Origin of the sequence: Brachybacterium sp. GCM10030267, from assembly GCF_042666875.1 — a bacterium.
In the GTDB taxonomy this organism is placed as follows: domain Bacteria; phylum Actinomycetota; class Actinomycetes; order Actinomycetales; family Dermabacteraceae; genus Brachybacterium.
The window spans coordinates 361,771-381,122 of the sequence record NZ_JBHTCX010000002.1 but is presented as its reverse complement, the minus strand read 5'-3'; the positions used below and the strand labels follow the sequence as shown (position 1 = coordinate 381,122).

21 protein-coding genes are annotated in these 19,352 nt (G+C 71.8%); 13 read left to right on the top strand and 8 right to left on the bottom strand.

Features of this window, described 5'->3' with window-relative positions:
• Nucleotides 1–161: 161 nt before the first annotated feature.
• The 3 genes from ACFQS2_RS02095 to ACFQS2_RS02085 form a co-directional block, all read right to left on the bottom strand.
• Nucleotides 162–1,190, bottom strand: a complete 1,029-nt coding sequence (locus ACFQS2_RS02095; protein ID WP_377792564.1) for a glycoside hydrolase family 43 protein — start codon at nucleotides 1,188–1,190, stop codon at nucleotides 162–164.
• A gap of 118 nt (nucleotides 1,191–1,308) precedes the next feature.
• Nucleotides 1,309–2,361: a CAAX protease gene (locus tag ACFQS2_RS02090; RefSeq protein WP_377792563.1), complete on the bottom strand. Its 1,053-nt coding sequence runs from the start codon at nucleotides 2,359–2,361 to the stop codon at nucleotides 1,309–1,311.
• 194 nt (nucleotides 2,362–2,555) lie between these two features.
• Nucleotides 2,556–3,635: a CPBP family intramembrane glutamic endopeptidase gene (locus ACFQS2_RS02085; RefSeq protein WP_377792562.1), complete on the bottom strand. Its 1,080-nt coding sequence runs from the start codon at nucleotides 3,633–3,635 to the stop codon at nucleotides 2,556–2,558.
• Between the two features lie 143 nt (nucleotides 3,636–3,778).
• On the opposite strand from ACFQS2_RS02085, the gene ACFQS2_RS02080 reads away from it, so the two are divergent.
• From ACFQS2_RS02080 to ACFQS2_RS02055, 6 genes are all read left to right on the top strand, one after another.
• Nucleotides 3,779–5,062, top strand: coding sequence for a sensor histidine kinase (locus ACFQS2_RS02080; RefSeq protein ID WP_377792561.1), 1,284 nt, complete (start codon nucleotides 3,779–3,781; stop codon nucleotides 5,060–5,062).
• Nucleotides 5,047–5,877: a response regulator gene (locus ACFQS2_RS02075; RefSeq protein ID WP_377792560.1), complete on the top strand. Its 831-nt coding sequence runs from the start codon at nucleotides 5,047–5,049 to the stop codon at nucleotides 5,875–5,877. The genes ACFQS2_RS02080 and ACFQS2_RS02075 overlap by 16 nt, the downstream gene beginning before the upstream one ends.
• A gap of 200 nt (nucleotides 5,878–6,077) precedes the next feature.
• Nucleotides 6,078–6,851, top strand: a complete 774-nt coding sequence (locus tag ACFQS2_RS02070) for a response regulator transcription factor (protein WP_377792559.1) — start codon at nucleotides 6,078–6,080, stop codon at nucleotides 6,849–6,851.
• A 100-nt stretch (nucleotides 6,852–6,951) separates the two neighbouring features.
• Complete coding sequence (locus ACFQS2_RS02065; protein ID WP_377792558.1) at nucleotides 6,952–7,872, top strand: ABC transporter ATP-binding protein; 921 nt, start codon at nucleotides 6,952–6,954, stop codon at nucleotides 7,870–7,872.
• Entirely contained in the window at nucleotides 7,869–8,651 is a 783-nt protein-coding gene (locus ACFQS2_RS02060) for a hypothetical protein (RefSeq protein WP_377792557.1), read from the top strand. Before ACFQS2_RS02065 ends, ACFQS2_RS02060 begins: the two co-directional genes overlap by 4 nt.
• A gap of 159 nt (nucleotides 8,652–8,810) precedes the next feature.
• Nucleotides 8,811–9,725, top strand: coding sequence for a sensor histidine kinase (locus ACFQS2_RS02055; protein ID WP_377792556.1), 915 nt, complete (start codon nucleotides 8,811–8,813; stop codon nucleotides 9,723–9,725).
• A gap of 7 nt (nucleotides 9,726–9,732) precedes the next feature.
• On the opposite strand, the gene ACFQS2_RS02050 is transcribed toward ACFQS2_RS02055, so the two are convergent.
• Nucleotides 9,733–10,443: a hypothetical protein gene (locus ACFQS2_RS02050; RefSeq protein ID WP_377792555.1), complete on the bottom strand. Its 711-nt coding sequence runs from the start codon at nucleotides 10,441–10,443 to the stop codon at nucleotides 9,733–9,735.
• 185 nt (nucleotides 10,444–10,628) lie between these two features.
• On the opposite strand from ACFQS2_RS02050, the gene ACFQS2_RS02045 reads away from it, so the two are divergent.
• Entirely contained in the window at nucleotides 10,629–11,381 is a 753-nt protein-coding gene (locus tag ACFQS2_RS02045; protein WP_377792554.1) for a methyltransferase domain-containing protein, read from the top strand.
• A 120-nt stretch (nucleotides 11,382–11,501) separates the two neighbouring features.
• On the opposite strand, the gene ACFQS2_RS02040 is transcribed toward ACFQS2_RS02045, so the two are convergent.
• Entirely contained in the window at nucleotides 11,502–11,924 is a 423-nt protein-coding gene (locus ACFQS2_RS02040) for a hypothetical protein (RefSeq protein WP_377792553.1), read from the bottom strand.
• A 121-nt stretch (nucleotides 11,925–12,045) separates the two neighbouring features.
• Nucleotides 12,046–12,468, bottom strand: coding sequence for an organic hydroperoxide resistance protein (locus tag ACFQS2_RS02035; RefSeq protein WP_377792552.1), 423 nt, complete (start codon nucleotides 12,466–12,468; stop codon nucleotides 12,046–12,048).
• A gap of 227 nt (nucleotides 12,469–12,695) precedes the next feature.
• Between ACFQS2_RS02035 and ACFQS2_RS02030 the strand changes: the two genes are divergently transcribed.
• Complete coding sequence (locus ACFQS2_RS02030) at nucleotides 12,696–13,610, top strand: LysR family transcriptional regulator (protein WP_377018717.1); 915 nt, start codon at nucleotides 12,696–12,698, stop codon at nucleotides 13,608–13,610.
• A gap of 52 nt (nucleotides 13,611–13,662) precedes the next feature.
• Nucleotides 13,663–14,199 carry a hypothetical protein gene (locus tag ACFQS2_RS02025; RefSeq protein WP_377792551.1) on the top strand — a complete coding sequence of 179 codons (537 nt, stop codon included), beginning with the start codon at nucleotides 13,663–13,665 and terminating at the stop codon, nucleotides 14,197–14,199.
• Nucleotides 14,200–14,222: 23 nt separating this feature from the next.
• Here the strand turns inward: ACFQS2_RS02025 and ACFQS2_RS02020 are convergent, their stop codons facing one another.
• Nucleotides 14,223–14,507, bottom strand: a complete 285-nt coding sequence (locus ACFQS2_RS02020) for a YciI family protein (RefSeq protein WP_377792550.1) — start codon at nucleotides 14,505–14,507, stop codon at nucleotides 14,223–14,225.
• Nucleotides 14,508–14,793: 286 nt separating this feature from the next.
• On the opposite strand from ACFQS2_RS02020, the gene ACFQS2_RS02015 reads away from it, so the two are divergent.
• Genes ACFQS2_RS02015 through ACFQS2_RS02005 form a run of 3 tightly spaced genes read left to right on the top strand, consistent with a single transcriptional unit; the run spans nucleotide 14,794 to nucleotide 16,945 of the window.
• Nucleotides 14,794–15,375, top strand: coding sequence for an ArsR/SmtB family transcription factor (locus ACFQS2_RS02015; RefSeq protein ID WP_377792549.1), 582 nt, complete (start codon nucleotides 14,794–14,796; stop codon nucleotides 15,373–15,375).
• Nucleotides 15,376–15,377: 2 nt separating this feature from the next.
• Nucleotides 15,378–16,568, top strand: coding sequence for a serine hydrolase domain-containing protein (locus tag ACFQS2_RS02010; protein ID WP_377792548.1), 1,191 nt, complete (start codon nucleotides 15,378–15,380; stop codon nucleotides 16,566–16,568).
• Nucleotides 16,565–16,945, top strand: a complete 381-nt coding sequence (locus ACFQS2_RS02005) for a hypothetical protein (protein WP_377792547.1) — start codon at nucleotides 16,565–16,567, stop codon at nucleotides 16,943–16,945. The genes ACFQS2_RS02010 and ACFQS2_RS02005 overlap by 4 nt, the downstream gene beginning before the upstream one ends.
• Before the next feature lie 3 nt (nucleotides 16,946–16,948).
• On the opposite strand, the gene ACFQS2_RS02000 is transcribed toward ACFQS2_RS02005, so the two are convergent.
• On the bottom strand, nucleotides 16,949–17,725 hold the full coding sequence (locus ACFQS2_RS02000; protein ID WP_377018708.1) for an alpha/beta hydrolase: 777 nt from the start codon (nucleotides 17,723–17,725) through the stop codon (nucleotides 16,949–16,951).
• A 121-nt stretch (nucleotides 17,726–17,846) separates the two neighbouring features.
• Here ACFQS2_RS02000 and ACFQS2_RS01995 point away from each other — a divergent pair, with 121 nt between their 5' ends.
• The gene (locus ACFQS2_RS01995; RefSeq protein ID WP_377792546.1) at nucleotides 17,847–19,331 is read left to right on the top strand and encodes an alpha-amylase family glycosyl hydrolase; all 1,485 of its coding nucleotides are present in this window, start codon (nucleotides 17,847–17,849) and stop codon (nucleotides 19,329–19,331) included.
• Nucleotides 19,332–19,352: the final 21 nt, after the last annotated feature.

Below are 19,352 nucleotides of genomic sequence, written 5' to 3'. Positions count from 1 at the left end.
CTTACGACGCCGCGGCCGGGCGGCGGCCGGATGTTCCGTTCCGCGACCGCGCCCGGCCCCGATCGCCCTGCTCCGCCGGCACAGCGCGCTGCTCCCGTCAGCATGGCTCGCGGCTGCTGTCCGCGGAGCGCGCTGCGGCGGTCAGCAGAGCTCGGTCGCGCTCACACCCGCGGGCGTCCCACGCCGGGGCGCGTGCGGTTCTCGATCGTCGGGCCGTCGATGCTCACCGTCCCGTTCTCGATGGTGACTGGGGAGATCCAGGTCAGCCGGCCCGGGTCCTCGCCGATGTGCTCGGGCTGCCAGGCGTGGTAGACGTACCAGAGGCCGTCGCGGGTGCGCACCGGCATGCCGTGGCCCGGGCCGGCGGCGACCTCGTTGGCCGAGAGCACCGGGGCGTCGGTGATCTTGATCCAGGGGCCGTCGATCGCGTCGGCGACCGCGACGCCCACGCCGTAGGTCTCGTTCCAGTACTCCCCGGCGGAGTAGAAGAGGTAGTAGCGGCCCTCGTGGGTGATGACCGAGGGGCCCTCGATCGTGTAGATCTCCCAGGCCTGGTCGCGCTCGAGGATCTGGGTGCGCTCACCCACGAGGCTCCGGCCGTCCTCGGCCAGGCGCTGGGCGAACAGGAACGAGTCCTGGTCGGCGGCGTTGCCGTCGTTCTTCCACAGCAGCCACAGCGAGCCGTCCTCGTCGCGGAACGGGGAGGCGTCGATGCAGCCGCCCTCCTCCGGCGTGGACAGCAGCGGCGCTTCGTCGGAGTCGACGAACGGACCCTCCGGCGAGTCGGCGACGGCGACGCCGATCGCCTGCCGGTCCGTGGCGCGCTCCCAGGCGGTGTAGTAGGCGTGGAACTTCCCGCCGACGTCGAGCACCTCGGGCGCCCAGTGCCGGCCCGGGTTGGCCCAGGCAGCGATCTCGGGCTGCCCGTCGCCCAGGGGCTCCCAGTCCACCAGGTCCTTGGAGCGCAGCACCGGCATGTTCCCCATCGCCCCGGCGGTCGAGTAGAGGTAGTAGCGACCCGCGACCTCGAGCACGCCGGGGTCCGGCTGGTTGGTGGCGATCACGGGGTTGGTGTAACCGCGGGCGGCGTGCGCCGGGGCCGCGGCGAGGCCGAGGCCGCCGGCGAGGGCGGCTCCGAGCGTTCCCGTGGCGACCAGGGTGCGGCGTGAGATGTGGGTGTCGGGCGTCATCGTCCTTGTTCCTTCTCCGTGGGGATGGGCCGGGCAGCTGCACGGCCCCGATATTCCTACGTGAGAATCCCGGTGGTGTCCATCACCGTCCGGCTGCTCGAGAAGGCGGGCGGCAGGCTCAGAAGGGGACGGGATCCGGCGCAGGGTCCGAGGCGTCACGGCCGACGGGCTCGAGCAGAGCGAGCTGCTCGCGCCGGCTGACCAGCGCCATGACGAGAACGGTGACCAGCACCAGCGCGATCGCGGACGAGGTCCCACCGGCCAGGGCGGCACTATCGGCCACGGCGAGGGTGGCGGCGGAGGTGCCGGGAGCGGCTGCGGCGGTACCGAGCGCGGCGGCCCCGGCGCCGCCGCCCGTCCCCGCTGCGAACGCGGAGACCAACAGGGCGCCGACGGTGACGGCCACGGCCAGCGCGATCGGCACCTCGAGGCCGCCGGTCTTCCAGGCCAGGACGGCGGCGCACGCGGCGAGGGCGACGGCCGGGATCGCGACCGGGACGGTCAGCTCGCGGCCGACCAGGGAGAGGGCTCCGACCACCAGGACGGGGACGACGGGCGTGCGTATCCAGGTGCCGAGAGCCTGGAGCAGCACACCGCGAATCGTCAGCTCCAGTCCCACGGCCTGCAGCGGGACCAGCACCAGCACGATCAGCGTGAGTACGAGGAGCTGGAGCGGCCCGGCTCCTCCGTCGGCCCCCGAGGCTCCGGGAGAGGTCGCCTCCACGAGGCCGCCTGCGGAGCCGGCGAGCGCACCCGCCAGCGCGGCGGCCGCCACGACCGCCAGGCCGCCCAGCCCTGCCACGATGCCCGTCGGCCGCAGCAGCTCACGGCGGAAGCGGGCCGCCACCGACCAGGTCGGCCCGGGCGGACGCCAGCCGCCGATGCGTACGCCGGCCAGGCCGGCCGGCAGCCACAGCGCGCCCATCGCGAGGGCGAGGCCCACATCGAGCGGGCTGGTGGGGTCGCCGCTGGTCACTCCGAGGGCGATGTTCACGCCGGGCGCGAGGGCGAGCACCAGGATCGTCAGCACCAGCAGCACCGAGGCCAGTGCCACGTAGACGACGAACGCCGTCGCGAGCGTCAGCAGCGGTTTGACGGGCAGGGACCAGGTCGAGCGCAGAGTCGCCAGCCGGTGGTACGGAACAGGGCGCGGGGGCGGGGGCGCACTCATGCGGCGAGGGACCGGTCGGAGGCGGGGATGAGGGGGCGGCACATGGCGTCACCACTGTAGAACGGGCCGGCTGAGAGCGGAGGCAGCCGGCTTCCGGGCTGCGCGAGCAGCGGGATCCGGGGCCTCCCCTCCCATGGAGCACACCGTGCCGGCTCTGAGCTCTCACCGTCGCGGGGCGAACTGCCCGGACCAGACTAGACCGCTCCTCCGTCTGCAGCGGGATGCGACTGGCCACGGTTCACCGAGTCGCGTGCGGGCCGAGTGAGGCGTGCGGGCAGAGCGCCGTGGCCGAGCGCCACCCGCTGCGGCTGCCACAGCCCGAGGCCCTCGCGCCGCGAGAACCACCACCACAGCGCTGCGGCCAGCACGAGCATCGGCACGGCGCTGAGGAGCATCGAGGGCAGGCTCACCTCGCCCTGCTCCGTGAATCCCGGGATCATCGGGGCGATGACGAACAGCGTCCAGTTGTTGGCGACATGCAACAGCACCGGGATCTCGATGCCGCCCGTCTTCCAGGCGAGCAGCCCCATGACGACGGCGAACAGCGCGATCTCGACCCGCCCCAGCCCTGTGTAACCGTGCCCGAGCACGAACAGCGGCACGGGAGCGAGGATCCCGATGACGGGCCACCGCAACCAGGTCCCCAGAACCTGCAGCGGCAGCACCCGGAAGGCGTACTCCTCCCCCGCGGACTGCAGCGGGGCCAGCACCAGCGCGAGCAGCCACGCCGCCAGCACGCCCGCGGTCGGCGGGGGCAGAGCGATCCCGTCCCGGTTCAGGACGAGGTTCGCCGCCGTGCCGGTCAGGAGGTAGACCGGCACCACGACGAGCGCCGCCCGGCCCAGCAGTCCCCAGCGGAAGCGCCCCAGCACCGAGTGGGCGATGCCGAAGCGCCCGTAGGCCACCCGTGTCCCCAGCAGCACTGCCGGGATCAGCAGGGCGAGCGCGCCCAGACCCAGCACCTGGTCCATCGGGTTCAGCGGATCCGAGATCATCTCGCTGGGAGCCGCGCCCGGCCAGATCAGCGAGACGGCGACCACGGGCACCGCGAGCAGCAGCCCCATCGCCGCGAACGACGCGGCGGTGACCAGCAGAGCGAGCAGCGGTCGCCACCAGTAGCGCCGATGCCGGACCACCCGCGGGAGCCGGTGGAAGGCCACCTGCTCGGACACGGCCGGGTCGGACGCGGCCGACGGCACGGGTGATGGGTCGGGGACGGCGGGCCGGGAGTGCTCCGCGACGGGACTCGGCCGGGCTCCTGCGATCTCGGTCATGATCCGATCCTCGCGCGGGCGTCCTGCCGGAGGCATCCGCCGCTGGGCTCGGCCTGCCTCTCCGTCGCACGGCTGAGGGGGCGTGAGCGGTATCGGCCGCGCGGTCGATCCGTCGGCCGCATTCGGCTCCCTACGCTGTGTCCATGACCGCCGCCATGCCCCACGCCGCGCCGACGCCCCCGGCGCGGAGCATGCGCGAATGGGCCATCGCGCTCGCGCAGTCCCTCGGCAGCGTCCTGCTGGGGCTGCTGCTCTTCCTCATCGTCTTCGGGATCACGCTGGAGGAATTCGGCGGTGACCCTCCCGGCGGACTGCTGGCGCTGACCGGCATAGATTTTCTGATCGGCTCCGCCATGACGATCTCGATCGGACCGCTGCGCTTCCTGCGCCCCGGGCGCGCCCACAGCGTGATCCACCTGGTCATCGCCACGGCAGCTGGGCTCAGCGTGTGGTCGCTGCCCGCGGCGGGGATCGCCCTGTACCGGGTGGGGCTGCGGCGCAGGCCACCGCTGGACATCGCCGCGGTGGTGCTGGTGGTCGTGGCCTCCACCGCATCGATGCTGGCGGACGCCGCGATCCGGGGCGACCGCGAGGACGTGTTCATCCTGATCACGCTGGCAGTGATGGCCATGGCCGCGATGGTGCCGCTGCTGGCGGGTCGCGTCGTCGGCACCCGTCATGAACTGGTGGCGTCGTTGCGGGAGCGGGCCGCCTCCGCCGATCGCGAGCGGGAGACCGCCGAGCGCGCGCGGGCCGCTGCGGAGCGCGAGGCCGCGGCGCTGATGCGTGAGCGCGACGCCGACGCCGCCCGGGTGCGGGCCGAGGAACGCGGCGCCCTCGCCCGCGACATGCACGACAGCATCTCCCATCACCTGGCGGCGATCGCCATGCACGCCGGCGCGATGTCCTACCGCGAGGATCTCCCGCCCGAGGAGCTGCGGCGCACCGCGCGGACCGTGCGGGATGCGGCGCAGCAGGCCAACCGGGAGCTGCGCACGGTGCTGATGACCCTGCGCACCACTGAGGGCGATGCTCCGCTGGCCTCGGCGCCGACACTGAGCGACATCGTCGAGCGCTGCCGCGAACAGGGCCAGGATGTGGAGCTGACCTGGAAAGGCATCAGGCCGGAGGAGCTGGCCGAGCGCGAGCGCAGCCTGGTGGTCACCCTCGCCCGGATCCTGGCCGAGGTCACCACGAACGCGGCCAAGCACGCCCCGGGGATGCCGCTGCGCATCACGCTCGCCGCGGCCGATGATCGGGTGCTGCTCACCGCCTCCAATCCGCTTCCGACCGCCGGTGACCCGGCCCCCGTCTCCACCGGCCACGGTCTCATCGGCGTGCAGGAGCAGGCGCGGCTGCTGGGCGGGGACTCCTGTCGCCGCCGCGGCCAGGACACCTTCGAGGTGGAAGCATGGATGCCATGGTGAGCGACGCGGATGGCGAGGGCGGCGGCAGGATCGGCAGCGGCGGCGAGCCCGTGCGGGTGCTGCTGGTGGACGACGAGGCCCTGATGCGCACCGGACTGCGCCTGATGATCGACGGCGCGCACGGCATCGAGGTGATCGGGGAAGCGGCCGACGGGCAGGCCGCCCTGGACCAGGCGCGCGCCCTGGAGCCGGACGTGGTGCTGATGGACATCCGCATGCCCCGCATGACCGGGCTCGAGGCCCTGCGCGTCCTGCGCTCGGAGGATTCCCCGGCCCGGGTGGTGATGCTGACCGCGTTCGACACCGACGAGTTCCTGCTGCAGGCGCTGCGGGCCGGGGCCGTCTCCTTCCTGCTCAAGGACTCCCCGCCGGAGGACGTGGTCCAGGCAGTGCTCGAGGCGGCCGACGACCGTCCCCGCTTCTCCCCCGACGTGCTCGCGCGTCTGGTGCGCCTGGCCTCGCACGAGGGCAGCGCCTCGAGGGCGGGGGACGAGGCGGATCAGTCGGGGCGGGACGGGCTCGGCGGCGCCGCACACCCCGCGCCTCCCGGCGCCGACGGCTCGCCGGAGGGCGTCACCTCCGCGGCCGCGCCCCCGCCCGACACCTCCGCGGCCGCGTCACCGCCCGACGGCATCACCGAGCGCGAATGGGACGTGGCCCGGCTGGTCGCCCAGGGCCTCGCGAATCCCGAGATCGGCGAGCAGCTGTTCATGAGCGTGGCGACGGTCAAGACCCACCTGGGCAGGCTGTACCACAAGCTGCAGGTCACCAACCGGGTCCAGCTCGCCATCCGCGTGCTCGAACTCGGTGGCTGAGGCCACGGGCACCCGCCGACACCGCCCCGTCGAGCGCCGCACGGCGAGGCACGGTCTCGCCAGATCCGTGACCTGGTGGGAATCGGCGCCGAATACCCACCAGGTCGCGGATCCGGCCGGCCATAGGCGTCGGGTCAGAGGGGGAAATAGGCTGACGACCGGCGCCCAACCCTCTCATCCACGCTCATCGGAGGACGACCATGGCCCGCATCCTCGTCGTCGAGGACTCCCCGGACGTCCATGCCCTGCTGGTCGAGACGCTCAGCGCAGAAGGTCACGAGGTCAGCGGCGTCCGCGACGGTCTCGCCGCTCGCAGGGCATTGGGACTGACCGGACCGTCGACCGGAGGGCTCCCGGCGAGCGCACCCGCACCAGCCCCCGCACCAGCCCCCGCACCCGCACGAGCCCCCGCACCCCCACCCGATCTGGTGGTCCTCGACCTGATGCTCCCCCATGTCGACGGCTCGGTGCTGCTGGCAGAGATCCGTCGCGCCGGCGATCTGCCGGTGCTGGTGCTCTCGGCGAAGGACGCCGTGTTCACCAAGGTGGACATGCTGCGGCTCGGAGCGGACGACTACGTGACCAAACCCTTCGATCTCACCGAGCTCACCGCCCGCATCGAGGTGCTGCTGCGCCGGACCGCCCCAGCGGCCGAGACCCCCAGCGTCCTCACCTACGGCCCGCTCGCTCTCGATCCAGCCACCGCGCGTGTCACCCTCGACGGCGCCGACGTCACCCTGACCGCTACCGAGCTGCGGATCCTGCAGCTGCTGATGCAGCAGCCCGGCCAGGTCTTCTCCCGGCCCCGGATCTACGAGGGCGTCTGGGAGGAGCCGTTCGTCGGCGACGACGCTGCCGTGAAGACCCACGTCTCCAACCTGCGCACGAAGCTGCGCGAGATCGCCCCGGAACTGGACCCGATCGAGACGGTCTGGGGCCTCGGGTACCGGCTGCGAGCGCTGCCCGGCCCCTGAGCGAGGGATCTTCACGGATTCCTGACCTTTCCGGGCCGGATCCTCACGCCCGCCCGACACATGCTCCGTAACGTCGAGCCATCGAGCGAGAGGAGGACCCATGAGTGAGGACGTCCTGGTCACCCGGGATCTCACCAAGCGCTACGGCAATCACGCCGCCGTGCAGTCGATGAATCTTCGACTGCAGCGGGGCCGGATCTACGGACTGATCGGCCGCAACGGCGCCGGCAAGACCACGCTGATGCGCCTGGTCTCCGGGCTGAGCATCCCCACCAGCGGAGCCATCGAGCTGTTCGGCTCGGGCCAGGACACCCCGCAGCAGGAGGACCTCGCCCGGATCGGCACCCTCATCGAGGCTCCCAGCCTCCACGGCGGCATGACGGCGCGGCAGAACATGCACCTGCACCGCCTGATGCGCGGCGTCCCCGGCGGTGACCGCGAAGGCGAGCTGCTCGAACTCGTCGGCCTCGGCGAGACCGGCCGCAAGAGGGTCAAAGATTTCTCGCTCGGCATGCGGCAGCGCCTGGGGATCGCTCTTGCCCTGATCGCCGATCCGGAGCTGCTGGTGCTGGACGAGCCGGTCAACGGGCTGGATCCCCTCGGAGTCGTCGAGGTGCGACGTCTCGTGCGCGATCTGGCCACCGAGCGCGGGATCACCGTGCTGATCTCCAGCCACAACCTGCCCGAGCTGTTCCAGACCGCGAGCGACTACATCATCGTCGAGGCCGGCGAGGTGCGGATGACTCTCACCCTCGACGAGCTCGAGGCGCAGACCCAGCAGTACCTGGAACTCGCCGCGGAGGACACCGAACGCCTGGTCACGGTGCTCGAGCGCGAGTTCCCGGAAGCCGATCCGCGCGTGATGCCCGATCGCACGGTGCGCCTGCCCCACCACGCCGAGCAGGCGGAGCAGGTGCTTCGCACGCTGGTGTCGGCCGATGTGTGGCTCACCCGGCTCGCCCGCGAGGGCGAGAGCCTCGAATCCTTCTTCCTGTCCGTCATCGGAGGAGACCGGTCATGACAAATCAGCTGCGCGCGGACCTCTACGTCCTACGCCACAGCCCGACCGCGGCCCTGTGCCTGGTGGCGGCCGCCATCGCCGCCGCCCTCTACACGTGGCTGCAGCATCAGCTCGCCGTCGGCGACCTGGGAGCGGCCTCCGCCAACGGCGTGCAGGGACTCAGCGACATCCTGCTGATCTCCCTGCTCGGCCCGCTGCTGTACGGGATCACCATCTCCCAGCCGTTCGAGACGAAGTCCGTGCACAACGCCCTGCTGGCCTCCGGGCGCGGAGCGTTCGTCGCCTCCAAGACCGTCATCGCGGCGTTGCTGGTGGCCTCGCTGTCTCTCCCCTACGGCCTGGCCGTCCTCGTCGGCCGAGCCACCGGGGCGGAGTTCGCTCCGGCCATCCCGACGGCGTTCTCGCTGGCGCTGACCGAGAGCGGCGAGCTCACCTCAGAGGCCCTCTCGAGCGTCATCGCCATCACGCTGACCAGCGCGATCCTCACGGCCGCGAAGCTCGCGGTGTGCCTGCCGCTGGCGATCTGGCTGCAGCGTCCACTGGTGGTGATGGCGGCGGGATTCGTGTGGTCCTTCGTCGCGGATCTGCTGGCGTCCACCGCGGCCGACGTCGACGGGCTGGACGCCCTGGTGCGACTCACGCCATTCTCCGCCGAGCACTCGCCGGGACCGGATTCCAGCGGCGCAGAGATGCTCGCCGCGGTGGCGGTGTCGATCGTGTTCATCGCCCTGATGGGCGCGGTGACCTGGCTGATCTTCCGGAGGGCCGACGTGAAGTGAGTGCATACGGGGCCGCGCGCCCGCGACCCCGAGGCAACCGGGTGCCCGGGGGCTTGCGCACGGGCCACCGTTCCTCCCCCGGGCGCCGTCACGGTGCGCATAAGCTGGCGCCCGCCCCAGCGACGTCCTGTCCAGCCAGCCTCACCGCCCGGGAGTGCCGTGATTGCCCTCGCCGTGATCCTCGGTGTGCTGTGGTTTCTCACCGCCGCATACCTGGTGATCGTGCTGCGGCAGATCCGCGCGGTGCGCCGGCAGCTGGAGCGGCAGCGGGGCGAGGGTGCGCACAGCTCCGTGACGCTCTCCCTGGTGGTGCCGCAGCTGGAGTCACTGGCTGCCCAGGTCAACGAGACAGTGCGCCAGGCGCAGGCCGCCTCGACCCGCACCCGCGTCGAGGAGCGCAGGATCCGCTCGTTCATCGCGGACATCTCCCACGACCTGCGCACTCCGCTCACCACGGTGCGGGGCTATCTTCAGCTGCTGGAGCGCAGCACTCTCGACGAGGAGCAGCGGGCGCAGCTGGCCGTGGCCCAGCGGCAGACCGCGGAGCTGGGCACGCTCGTGGACCGGCTCTACGAGTACGCGTACCTGCTCGATGCGGAGCCGGCGCTGGACCTCGAGCCCGTCGACGTCGGCGTCCTGATCGCCGAGTGCCTGCTGGGGATGACGGCCGAGATCGAGGGCGCGGGCATGGAGGTCGACTACGATCCGCCGGCTGCTCTGGTGGTCGAGACAGATCGGGAGAAGCTGACCCGGATCGTGCAGAATCTCGTCCGCAACGCTGTCCAGCACGGCCGGGAGCTGCTCCGGGTCCAGGTCCAGGTGCTCGGCGCTGGTGATGGCCTCGAGATCCGCGTTCGCAACGGCGTCCCGCCCGGCACCGAGATCGATGCCGAGCGGCTGTTCGAACGCTTCTACACGGCGGACCGCTCCCGCTCCGGGCGCACCAGCGGGCTGGGCCTATCGATCGTGCAGGTGCTGGCCGAGCACCTGGGCGGCAGCGTGGCTGCCGCCCAGGACCGGGAGGCCGGCACCGTGGAGATCGGCGTGAGCATCCCGCGCCCGACGAGCGGATGAGACCGGCTCAGGGCGCGGGGATCTCGAACTCGTGGCGGAACTCCGGGATGGTCTCGTCCTCGCCGAGGATCTCCGTCTCCGGTCGCACGTATGCGGCGGTGTAGGACTCCTGGCGCTCACCCTCGACCGTGAAGCCGATCCACGCCGGCTCCGTGGCACCATCGCGGCGCGGGGCCCTCTCGAACTCGGTGTAGCCGGCCTCGGAGATCTCCTCGCCCAGGGAGCTCTTCGCGTTCTCCTCCTCGTCCCCGTACTGGATGAAGAAGTCACGCATGGAGACGACGCCGCCGAACTCCTCGCCGGGCGTGACCTCGATCTGCAGGTAGAGGACCTCGCCGCCCTCCTCGATGTAGATCGAGTCGTGCTCGGAGGGCATGTCGCGCATGGCGGAGATGACGGTGATCTCGTCTCCGGTCTCCTCATCGGTGAAGGTCTCGTCGATCGGCACCTCGACGGACTCGCCGGCCGGGGCGGAGCCGGTGTCCTCGTCGGCCTCGCCCTCCTCGGCCTCGCTCTCGTCGGCCTCGTCGGCCTTGGGCTCGCTCTCGTCGGCCTCGCCGCCGCCGTCGGAGGCGTCGACCTCCGCCGCGGGAGCCTCCTCCTCGACGGCGGGGGCGTCCCCCTCGGCAGCCTCCTCGGGAGAGCCGCCGCAGGCGGACAGGGCGAACAGGGCGAGCGCGCCGGCGGCGGCGCTGCGGGTGAAGATCGAGCGGGTCACGGGTTCCTCCATGAGGTCGTGCCGGGCCTCGAGCTCTCGTCGTGCGCCGGCGCTGTTGTGGACGTCATGAACGGTATGTCGGATCCGCCCGACCCGCGATGGGGAGAACTCCCCTCCCCCGTCGGCCCTCGTGCACTGCGCCCCCATGGCCCCAGCATGGCGGGGCCGTGAGGCATCATGACTCCATGCGCCCCGCCGAACAGCTCATCGTTGAGGCCGCCGCCGCCGATGTGGGCGGTTGGGGTTTCGACTACCTCGACGGGAGAGCCACCGAGGAGCGGCCGCCCTGGCGCTACGTACAACAGCTCGCCCAAGCGGTGGCCTCGGCCGGCACGGCGATCGACCTCGACACCGGCGGCGGCGAAGTTCTGGCACGGTGTCCACGGCTGGCAACGACCCAGCATGCCACTGAATCGTGGCCGCCCAACGCCGCCGCGGCCCGTGCCCTGCTGGAGCCGCGAGCGGTCCACGTCCACGAGACTGCACCCGAAGGACCGATACCCCTGCCCGCGGCCGCAGCGGACCTGGTCACCTCACGGCACCCGGTCCGCCCGGCCTGGGACGAGATTGCCCGTGTGCTCACGCCGGGCGGCGAGTACCTGGCCCAGCATGTCGGCCCCGAGTCGGCGTTCGAGCTCATCGAGCACTTCATCGGGCCGACCACAGATCAGCAGCGCCGCAGCAGGCATCCCGACGATGAGGCCGCGGCTGCGGAGGCCGCCGGGCTCGAGGTGACCGAGCTGCGCACCGCGCGACTGCGGATGGAGTTCTTCGACGTCGGTGCCGTGGTGTGGATCCTGCGCAAATGCGTGTGGTGGGTGCCCGACTTCGACGTCGACCGTTACCGCGAGCGACTCACCGCCATGGACCGGATCATCCGCCGCGACGGCTCGTTCGTCGCCCACTCCACACGCCATCTGCTGCGCGCGCGCCGCTGACCGGCATTGGACTGACCCGGCCACGCTCAAGTTCAGGCAAGCATCGCTCCCCCCGCCGGAACGGTGACATGCGGCGATCCACCCGCGACTATCAGGCTGACCACGTGCCCCCGGCCCGGTTCACCGAAGGCGACCGTGCCGGACGAACCAGAGGAGGATGACGACGAGCGTGGCCGCGCCCAGCAGCAGCCCGTTGACCCACGAGTACGCCAGTGCATAGACCCACGTGAACACCGACAGCACGGACTCAGGGCTGGAGACGATCGCCGGCAGCAACGGCCACATCAGCGCTGCCGCATAGGCGACCGCTGCCGCCGGGAGGAAGAACCGAGCGCGAGCGAGACGGCGATCAGCGAGCATCAGGGCACCGGCCCACACGAGCACGCCGCACATCGCGCCCAGGCCGAGTTCGAGCAGGACCGAGGAACCCGCCCCGAGCAGCGCCCCGAGGGCGATGATCCACAGGCTCGTGCGCCGCGGTCGGGCGGTCCCGTACCGGACCTCGAGCACCGAGGGCCCCGGGCCGTCGTGCGAGCCGGCCACGATCCACCACCCTCCCTTCGACCCGTGCGATTCCGGGCGCCCGCGCTCATTGTCCTGTGTGGCGGCTCCGGACGACGCGGATTCCTCGCACCACGAGGCGATGGACGACGACGAGCGCTGCTCAGTCGTCCGAGACGGTGACCGTGACCTCGATGTTCCCGCGGGTGGCGTTGGAGTACGGGCACACCTGGTGGGCGGCGTCGGCGAGCTCCTGCGCCTGGTCGTGGGGAAGGTTCGGGATGACGACCTCGAGCTGGACGGCGAGCTGGAACCCGCCCTTGTCGTCCGGGCCGATCTGGACGCGGCCGCCGACGGTGGAGTCGCTGACGTCGGCCTTGGCCTTGCCTGCCACCAGGTTCAGGGCCGAGTGGAAGCAGGCGGCGTAGCCGGCGGCGAACAGCTGCTCGGGGTTGGCCCCGTTGCCCGAACCGCCCATCTCGGTGGGAGTCGCCATGTCGAGATCGACCGTGCCCTCGAGCGTGCGGACGTGACCGTCACGGCCCGTGCCGGTCGAGAGAGCCTCTGCGGTGTAGAGGGCCTTCATGATGTCTCCTTCGCTGTCGCCGAGCCGGGCCGGCGGGTGGCCCCGGCGGGTTCGCCGGGAGAATCGGGGGCGGTGAGCGCACGCATGCTGCGCGTGAGCTCCTGCAGGGTCGAGATCAGGTCTCGGGCCTCCTCGGGGCCGGCGAGACCGCTGCCGTCGCGAGCACCGTCCGCGCACATCACACAAAGTCATAAGCACTGCTTGCGACGAGTGCCTACCATGGAAGCATGGACCCTCGACGGCTGCTCATCTTCCGCACCGTGGTGCGCAACGGCTCGATCGGCGCCGGCGCCCGTGAGCTGGGATGGACCCAGCCCGCGGTCTCCCAGCACCTCGCCGCCCTGGAGAAGGAGGTCGGCACCCAGCTGCTGCTGCGCTCCTCCTCCGGGATCACGCCCACGGAGGCGGGCCGACGTCTGTCCGCACACGCCGAGGCGATCGCGGCCCAGCTGCACGCCGCGGAGGAGGAGCTCGCCGACATCACCGCACTGCGTCGCGGCACGGTGAAGTTCGGGACCTTCCCGTCGGCCGCCGCGGTGCTGCTGCCGCCGGTGCTGGCGCACCTCCAGGAGACCGCGCCGGATCTGGACGTCACCTTCGACGAGCTCGAGCCCCCGGACGCCGTCGCCGCGCTGCGCGAGGGCGACCTCGACCTGGCGCTGGTGTTCCGCTACCCCTGCAGCGACATCGATGCCGAGGGCACCCTGGAGTGGACCCCGCTGATGGAGGACCGCGTGATGGCCGTCCTCCCCCGCGACCACCCGCGCGCCGAGGACCCCGACCTGACCCTGGCCGACCTCTCCGAGGACCCGTGGATCGCCGGCTGCGAGCGGTGCCGGGCGAACATGCTCTCCAGCGCCCGTCGGGCAGGATTCGTACCGAAGGTGCGCCACTCCAGCGACGACTCGACCGTGGTCCAACGGCTGATCATGCACGGTGGCGGGGTCGCCCTGATGCCGGAGACGGCACTGGAGGCGGCCCCGACGCAGGACGTGGTGGTGCGGGCGCTGCCGGATCTGGATACGCGGATGATCGGCCTGATCAACCGTCGCGGCGCCCAGTCGATCCCGGCCGTCAGCGCCGTGCGCGACGCCCTGGTCGCCGAGACCAACAAGCGCTCCAGCACCGCAGCGCTGATCTGAACCGCCACCCGACGTTCAGTCCATCCCGAAAGTCCCTGCGTACTCTGGTGCCATGACCAGCCGCGACGCCTCCGCACGCCGAGATCGCCGAGCAGGCCGGCCCCCGGCGCGAGCCTGGCTGCGACCGGGCCTGCTGGCCGTGGGAGGTCTCGCGGTCGCCGCCGCCCTGGTCGTCGCCGACCAGCTCATCGCCGCCATCGCCCTCGCGCTGTTCGCCCTGTTCATGGCGTTCTGGACCTCCCCGCTGCGATCGGGCCCGCACACTCCGCTGGCCACGGCGCTGCAGCGGCGCGCCGACGACGTCTCCATCATCCTGTGGGCCCCCGGGAACCCGCTGTCGGCCCGCATGCAGACGGCGATCCGCACACCCCGCGAGGACGTGCTCTGGGTCAACGCCTACCGTGACCCGGAGGCCCGCGCCCTGCTGGACGAACACGGCGGCGAGGACGCCCTTCCCCTGGTGATCGTCGGCCAGGACGTCAAAGCCACCGCGACCGTCGGCGACCTGCTGGACATGCAGGCCGCGGGCCGACGTCGAGCTGCCGGCGAGGACGACGGCGAGCTCGACGCGGGAGCGACAGGGGCGTGACGGCGCCCTGACGCTTCAGACGCTCAGGCGCCGGGGAGCTCCCCGATCGAGACGGTCCACTCGCGCGCGCTGCGGTCGATGACCACACCGTCGCGGACGAACGGATCGCCGTCCACCGCGGCCAGTGCCTCCTCCTCGGAGCCGGCGCGCACGATCAGCAGACCGCCCGGGGTCCCGCCGAGCGGTCCGGCCAGCAGCAGCGTCCCCGCGGCGTGCAGCTCCCGCAGGTACTCGCGGTGCTCCGGCCGCACGGCCTGCACCTTCTCGGCATCGTCGGTGTAGGTGTACTGCACGGCGAAGACGGCCATAAGACTCTCCCGAAGGCTCGAGGGGCGCGGGCCGGTGAGGTCCACCGGCCCGACGGTGCACCCCTCATCGTGCCGCATTCGCGGTCGACCCGAGCATGCCGGCTCGTACACCTCTCCCGCCCCTGTGCACAGCACGCACCCCGCTGCTACTCTGTTATTCCGTAATTGCGTAGGAATTGGCTTCCGCACGTCCGAGATCCAGCACGGCAACGACCCGGCACGACCGCGGTCCGACGGTGATCTGACGCGACCGTGCGAGGCCCCGACGTCGAGGGGGACCTGAGCGATGGATGACGAGGGCAGCACCGGCGAGATCACCGCTCGCCTGAGACGCCTCGAGCAGCGGGTCGCGGAGCTCGAGAAGGACCGGGCACACTCCTCGACGCGCCCGGCCCCGGTCGCGGACACGCGCTCGGCCGTCGCGCAGCCATCGGACCAGGCGACCTCGACGCCGGAGCCCGCGGGCAGCCCGTGGTGGGCGCTGAACGCCCTGAAGGCGCAGGTCGAGTCGCCGGGAGCGGTCGTCTACACGGGGACGGTCGACGTCGGCCTCGGTCATCTCGAGTACCAATGGGGACGGCCGACGGAGTTCCTGCTCGAGACGGACTGGGCCGAGCACGCAGAGACCGTGGCCGCGCTGGGCCATCCGCTGCGGCTGGCGATCCTGCGCCGGCTGATCGACGGCGAACGCACCGTCGCCCAGATCGTCGACGAGCTGGAGCTCGGCTCGACCGGCGTCGCGTACCACCATCTGTCCGCGCTGCAGAACGCCGGATGGGCGACCTCTCCCCGACGCGGCACCTGGACGATCCCCGCCTCACGGGTGGTCCCGCTGCTGACCATCATCTCCGCTGCTGAGAAGGGCTGACCATGACCGACCAGCATCCCGACCGCACCGAAGCCGACCCCGAAGCCGACATCGGCACCGACGCCGACATCGATTCCGGTTCCGATCCCGACGCGCCCTCCCGGACGGGCACGTCCTTCTCGCGGCGCACGGTGCTCGCAGCCGGCATCCCGGCTGTGGCCGGCGTCCTCGCCATCACCGCGCTGTCCGGTCCGCGCCCTGCCCGCCTCGGGGATCCGACCGGTGACGAGCAGGTGACCGCCGCCCTGCAGCCCCACCTGAGTGGCCATCGCCGCGTCGCGATCGCCTATCTCGACGGCAGCGGCACCACCCGCTTCGGGGGCTTCGGGGCCGAAGCGACCGACGAGTTCGAGGTCGGCTCGGTGACCAAGACGTTCACCGGTGCGCTGCTGGCCTCAGCCGTCGAACGTGGGGAGGTCACTGTGCAGAGCACGGTCGCCGACGTGCTCGGGGACGAGGCCGAGGAGAGCGCGATCGCCGATGTCAGGCTCGCCGAGCTCGCCACTCACACCTCCGGCATCCCGTCGCTCGCCCCGAGCTGGTGGACCGGCAGGTTCACCGGCACGCTCCTGCGCCAGGATCCCTACCCCGCGCGGGACGGCGATGAGGTGATCGCCGACGCGCTGGGCATCACGCCGAACGGCCGCGGCTCCTATGCGTACTCCAACCTCGGCGTCGCCCTGCAGGGCCAGCTGCTCGCACGCGCCGCAGGCACCGACTACGCCACGCTGCTCGGAGACAGGATCCTCGAACCGCTCTCGCTGGCCTCGACCTATGCTCCGATCACCCCGGAGGGCCTGCGGGATACGGCCACGCGCGGCCACACCAGTGCCGGGCTTCCCAACGCGGCGTGGACCATGCACGGTGTCGCCCCGGCAGGCGGCATCCGCTCGACCGCCGAGGATCTCGCGCTCTACCTGACCGGCATGATCGAGGGGACCGCGCCGGGCGCGTCGGCCGCCACCGAGGTCCTGTTCACCGAGAGTCAGTCCAGTGAGACCTCGATGAACTGGTTCCACGAGGACATGGGCACAGGGCAGCTGATGACCTGGCACAACGGCATGACCGGGGGTTTCGCGGCGTTCACCGGGTGGGACCCGGCCACGGGCCGCGGCATCGTGCTCCTGACCGACACCGCGCGGTCGCTCGATGACGTCGCCGTGGCCGTCCTGACCGGGGAGGTCGAACTGTGAACACCGTGCTGGCCTCCCTTCCCCTCATCGCCGGCGTCGCGGTCCTCGCGCTGCTGGTCATCTCCATCGTCCAGCTGTGGATCCGATACGAGCATCCGGTTCGCATCTTCCTGCGGACGCTCAGTGCCGCCAGCATCATCGGCATCCTCGGGCTCGCAGGCATCCTGCCGGCGTCGATGTGGTGGGGCCCGTGGCTGCTCTCGCTGGTCACGGTCACCGGCGCGGTCGTCGCCTGCCGGCGCGCGCTCGTCAGCTCGCCTCCCGCAGAGCCGACTGCGCGGCAGGCCAAGAATCTGCGGCCCCCGAGCCGGCTCAACCTCGCCGGTGAGGTGATCGTCTATCTCGCCGTGGTCGCGGTCGCGCTCTACGCGGGGTGAGGCTCAGCCCCGGATCGGCAACCAGTCCAGCACGTCCTGGATCCCCTGGTCCCAGAACTCCCAGGCGTGCGCACCGGGGCGAAGACGCGAGGTCAGGCCGACGCCGTGCCGCTCCGCCGTGGCGATGAAACGCCGGTTCTGCCCGACCAGCTCGTCCTCGGTGCCGCAGTCCAGGAACAGCGCCGGCAGCTGCTGCGCGTCCGCGGCCGCGAGCAGCCCGAGCAGATCGTCATCGGTGCCGGCGAGATCGCGGCCGGCCCAGACCCGCTCGGCGAGGTTCCCACGATTCCCGTGGAGTGACAGCGACGCCGGATCCAGCGCCCCGGAGAGGCTCGCGGCCGCCGCGAAATGGTCCGGATGGTTCAGCGCCAGCTTGAACGCACCGAATCCGCCCATCGACAGCCCCGCCACGAAGGTGTCCTCGCGGGCGGTGGAGACGCGGAATGTCCGCGCGACCAGCTCCGGCAGCTCCTCGGAGACGAAGGTCCAGTACTGCTCCCCCACCGCTTCGTCGACGTAGAACGAGCGGCGCACCTCGGGCATCACCACGGCGATGCCCTTGTCCGCGGCGTAGCGCTCGATCGCGGTGCGGCGCTCCCACACGGTGCAGTCGTCGCTGAGACCGTGCAGCAGGTACAGCACCGGCGCCGCTGCGCCGCCTGCAGGTCGGCGGTCCGCCACTTCCATGCCGATTCCTGCGGCGGACTGCGGCATCAGCACCACCATCGAGGTGCCCATACCGAGGGACTCGGCGAAGAAGTCGGTGCGCAGCCGGATCATCGGTGCTCCCTCCCGGGATGTTGACGGTGGGGGCGCGTCGGCCCGCCTCGAGACCCCATTGAACACCGGTCCGGGCTTTCCGGGCTGGGTTCGCCGGGAAGGCCCCGCCTACGATGGCGGCATGAACACGCCCGCCCCGTCCGAGCCCGCCTGGATCCGCGACGCGATCTGCTGGCAGGTCTATCCGCTGGGGTTCTGCGGAGCGCCCCTGCACCGCGAGGACCTGGTCGGCGAGTCCTACGCCGGGGCCGAGGGAGAGAACGTCGTCCACCGCCTGCGCCGGCTGCAGGGATGGCTCGACCATCTCGTCGGCCTCGGCGCGAACGTGCTGCTGCTGAACCCGATCTTCGACTCCGTCTCCCACGGGTACGACACCCTCGATCATCGACGGCTCGACCCGCGCCTGGGCGATGAGGCGGATTTCGACGCCCTGGTCGCCGCCTGCCGCGAACGCGGGATCCGTGTGGTGCTGGACGGGGTCTTCAACCACGTCTCCCACCTGCACCCCGAGGCGCGGCGCGCGATCGCCGCCGGCCCCGGCACGCCGGAGGGCGACCGCATCCGCTGGGCCGGGGACCAGCCCTACGGCTTCGAGGGCAACGTCGACCTGGTCGAGCTGAACCTCACCGATCCCGCGGTCCAGGACGCGGTCGTCCGGGTGATGGGGCTGTGGCTCGAGCGCGGGGCCGACGGGTGGCGACTGGACGCCATGTACGCCGCGGGTGCCGAGGCCTGGGCTCCGATCCTCGAGCGGGTCCGCGCGGCCCATCCCGACGCCTGGATCCTCGGCGAGGTCATCCACGGTGACTACCCGGCGATCGCCGCCGCCTCCGGGGCGCACTCGATCACCCAGTACGAGCTGTGGAAGGCGATCTGGTCGAGTCTGCGCGAGCACAACCTCTTCGAGCTCGAGCATGCCCTCGGTCGCCACCGGGACTTCCTGGCGGCCGACGGGGACGAGCATCCGCTGATCTTCGTCGGCAATCACGACACCACCCGCATCGCCTCCCAGGTCGCCGACGGCCGGGATCTCGCCGTGGCCTACGCGCTGCTGGCGCTGCTGCCGGGGATCCCCGCCGTGTACGCAGGCGATGAGTTCGGCGCCACCGGTATCAAGGAGGACCGCGCCGGCGGGGACGACGCAGTGCGCCCCGCGTTCCCCGACGATCCGGCCGAGATCGCGGGCGCTGCCGGCAGCGTCGGCGCCTCCGCGCCCACGGAGTCCGCGGCGACCTCACCTCACCTCAGCGTGCTCAGCCGCGAGGCCGTCCCGCGGATCCTCGAGGTCCATCAGCGGCTGTTCTCGCTGCGCCGTCGCGAGCCGTGGCTGGCCGACGCGGAGGTCACCGTGCGCCGCGAGAGCCTCGAGGACACCTTCGCCGAGATCACGCTGTCCCCGCGCCCAGGCGGTGGGGGCGCGCAGGACTCGGCCGCCGGTGGTGGCGCCGCGGCTCAGCAGCTCACCCTCGTCGTGAATCTGGGCGACGCGGACCGACCCGTCCAGGGCGAGGTGCTGGAGGTCGTCAGCGGTGCCGACATGCTCGACGCCGTCGGCCCGCCCGCGCCCGGGTTCGTGCCCGCGCACGGCATCGCCGTGGTCCGCTGAGCGGCGAGGCCGACGCTGATC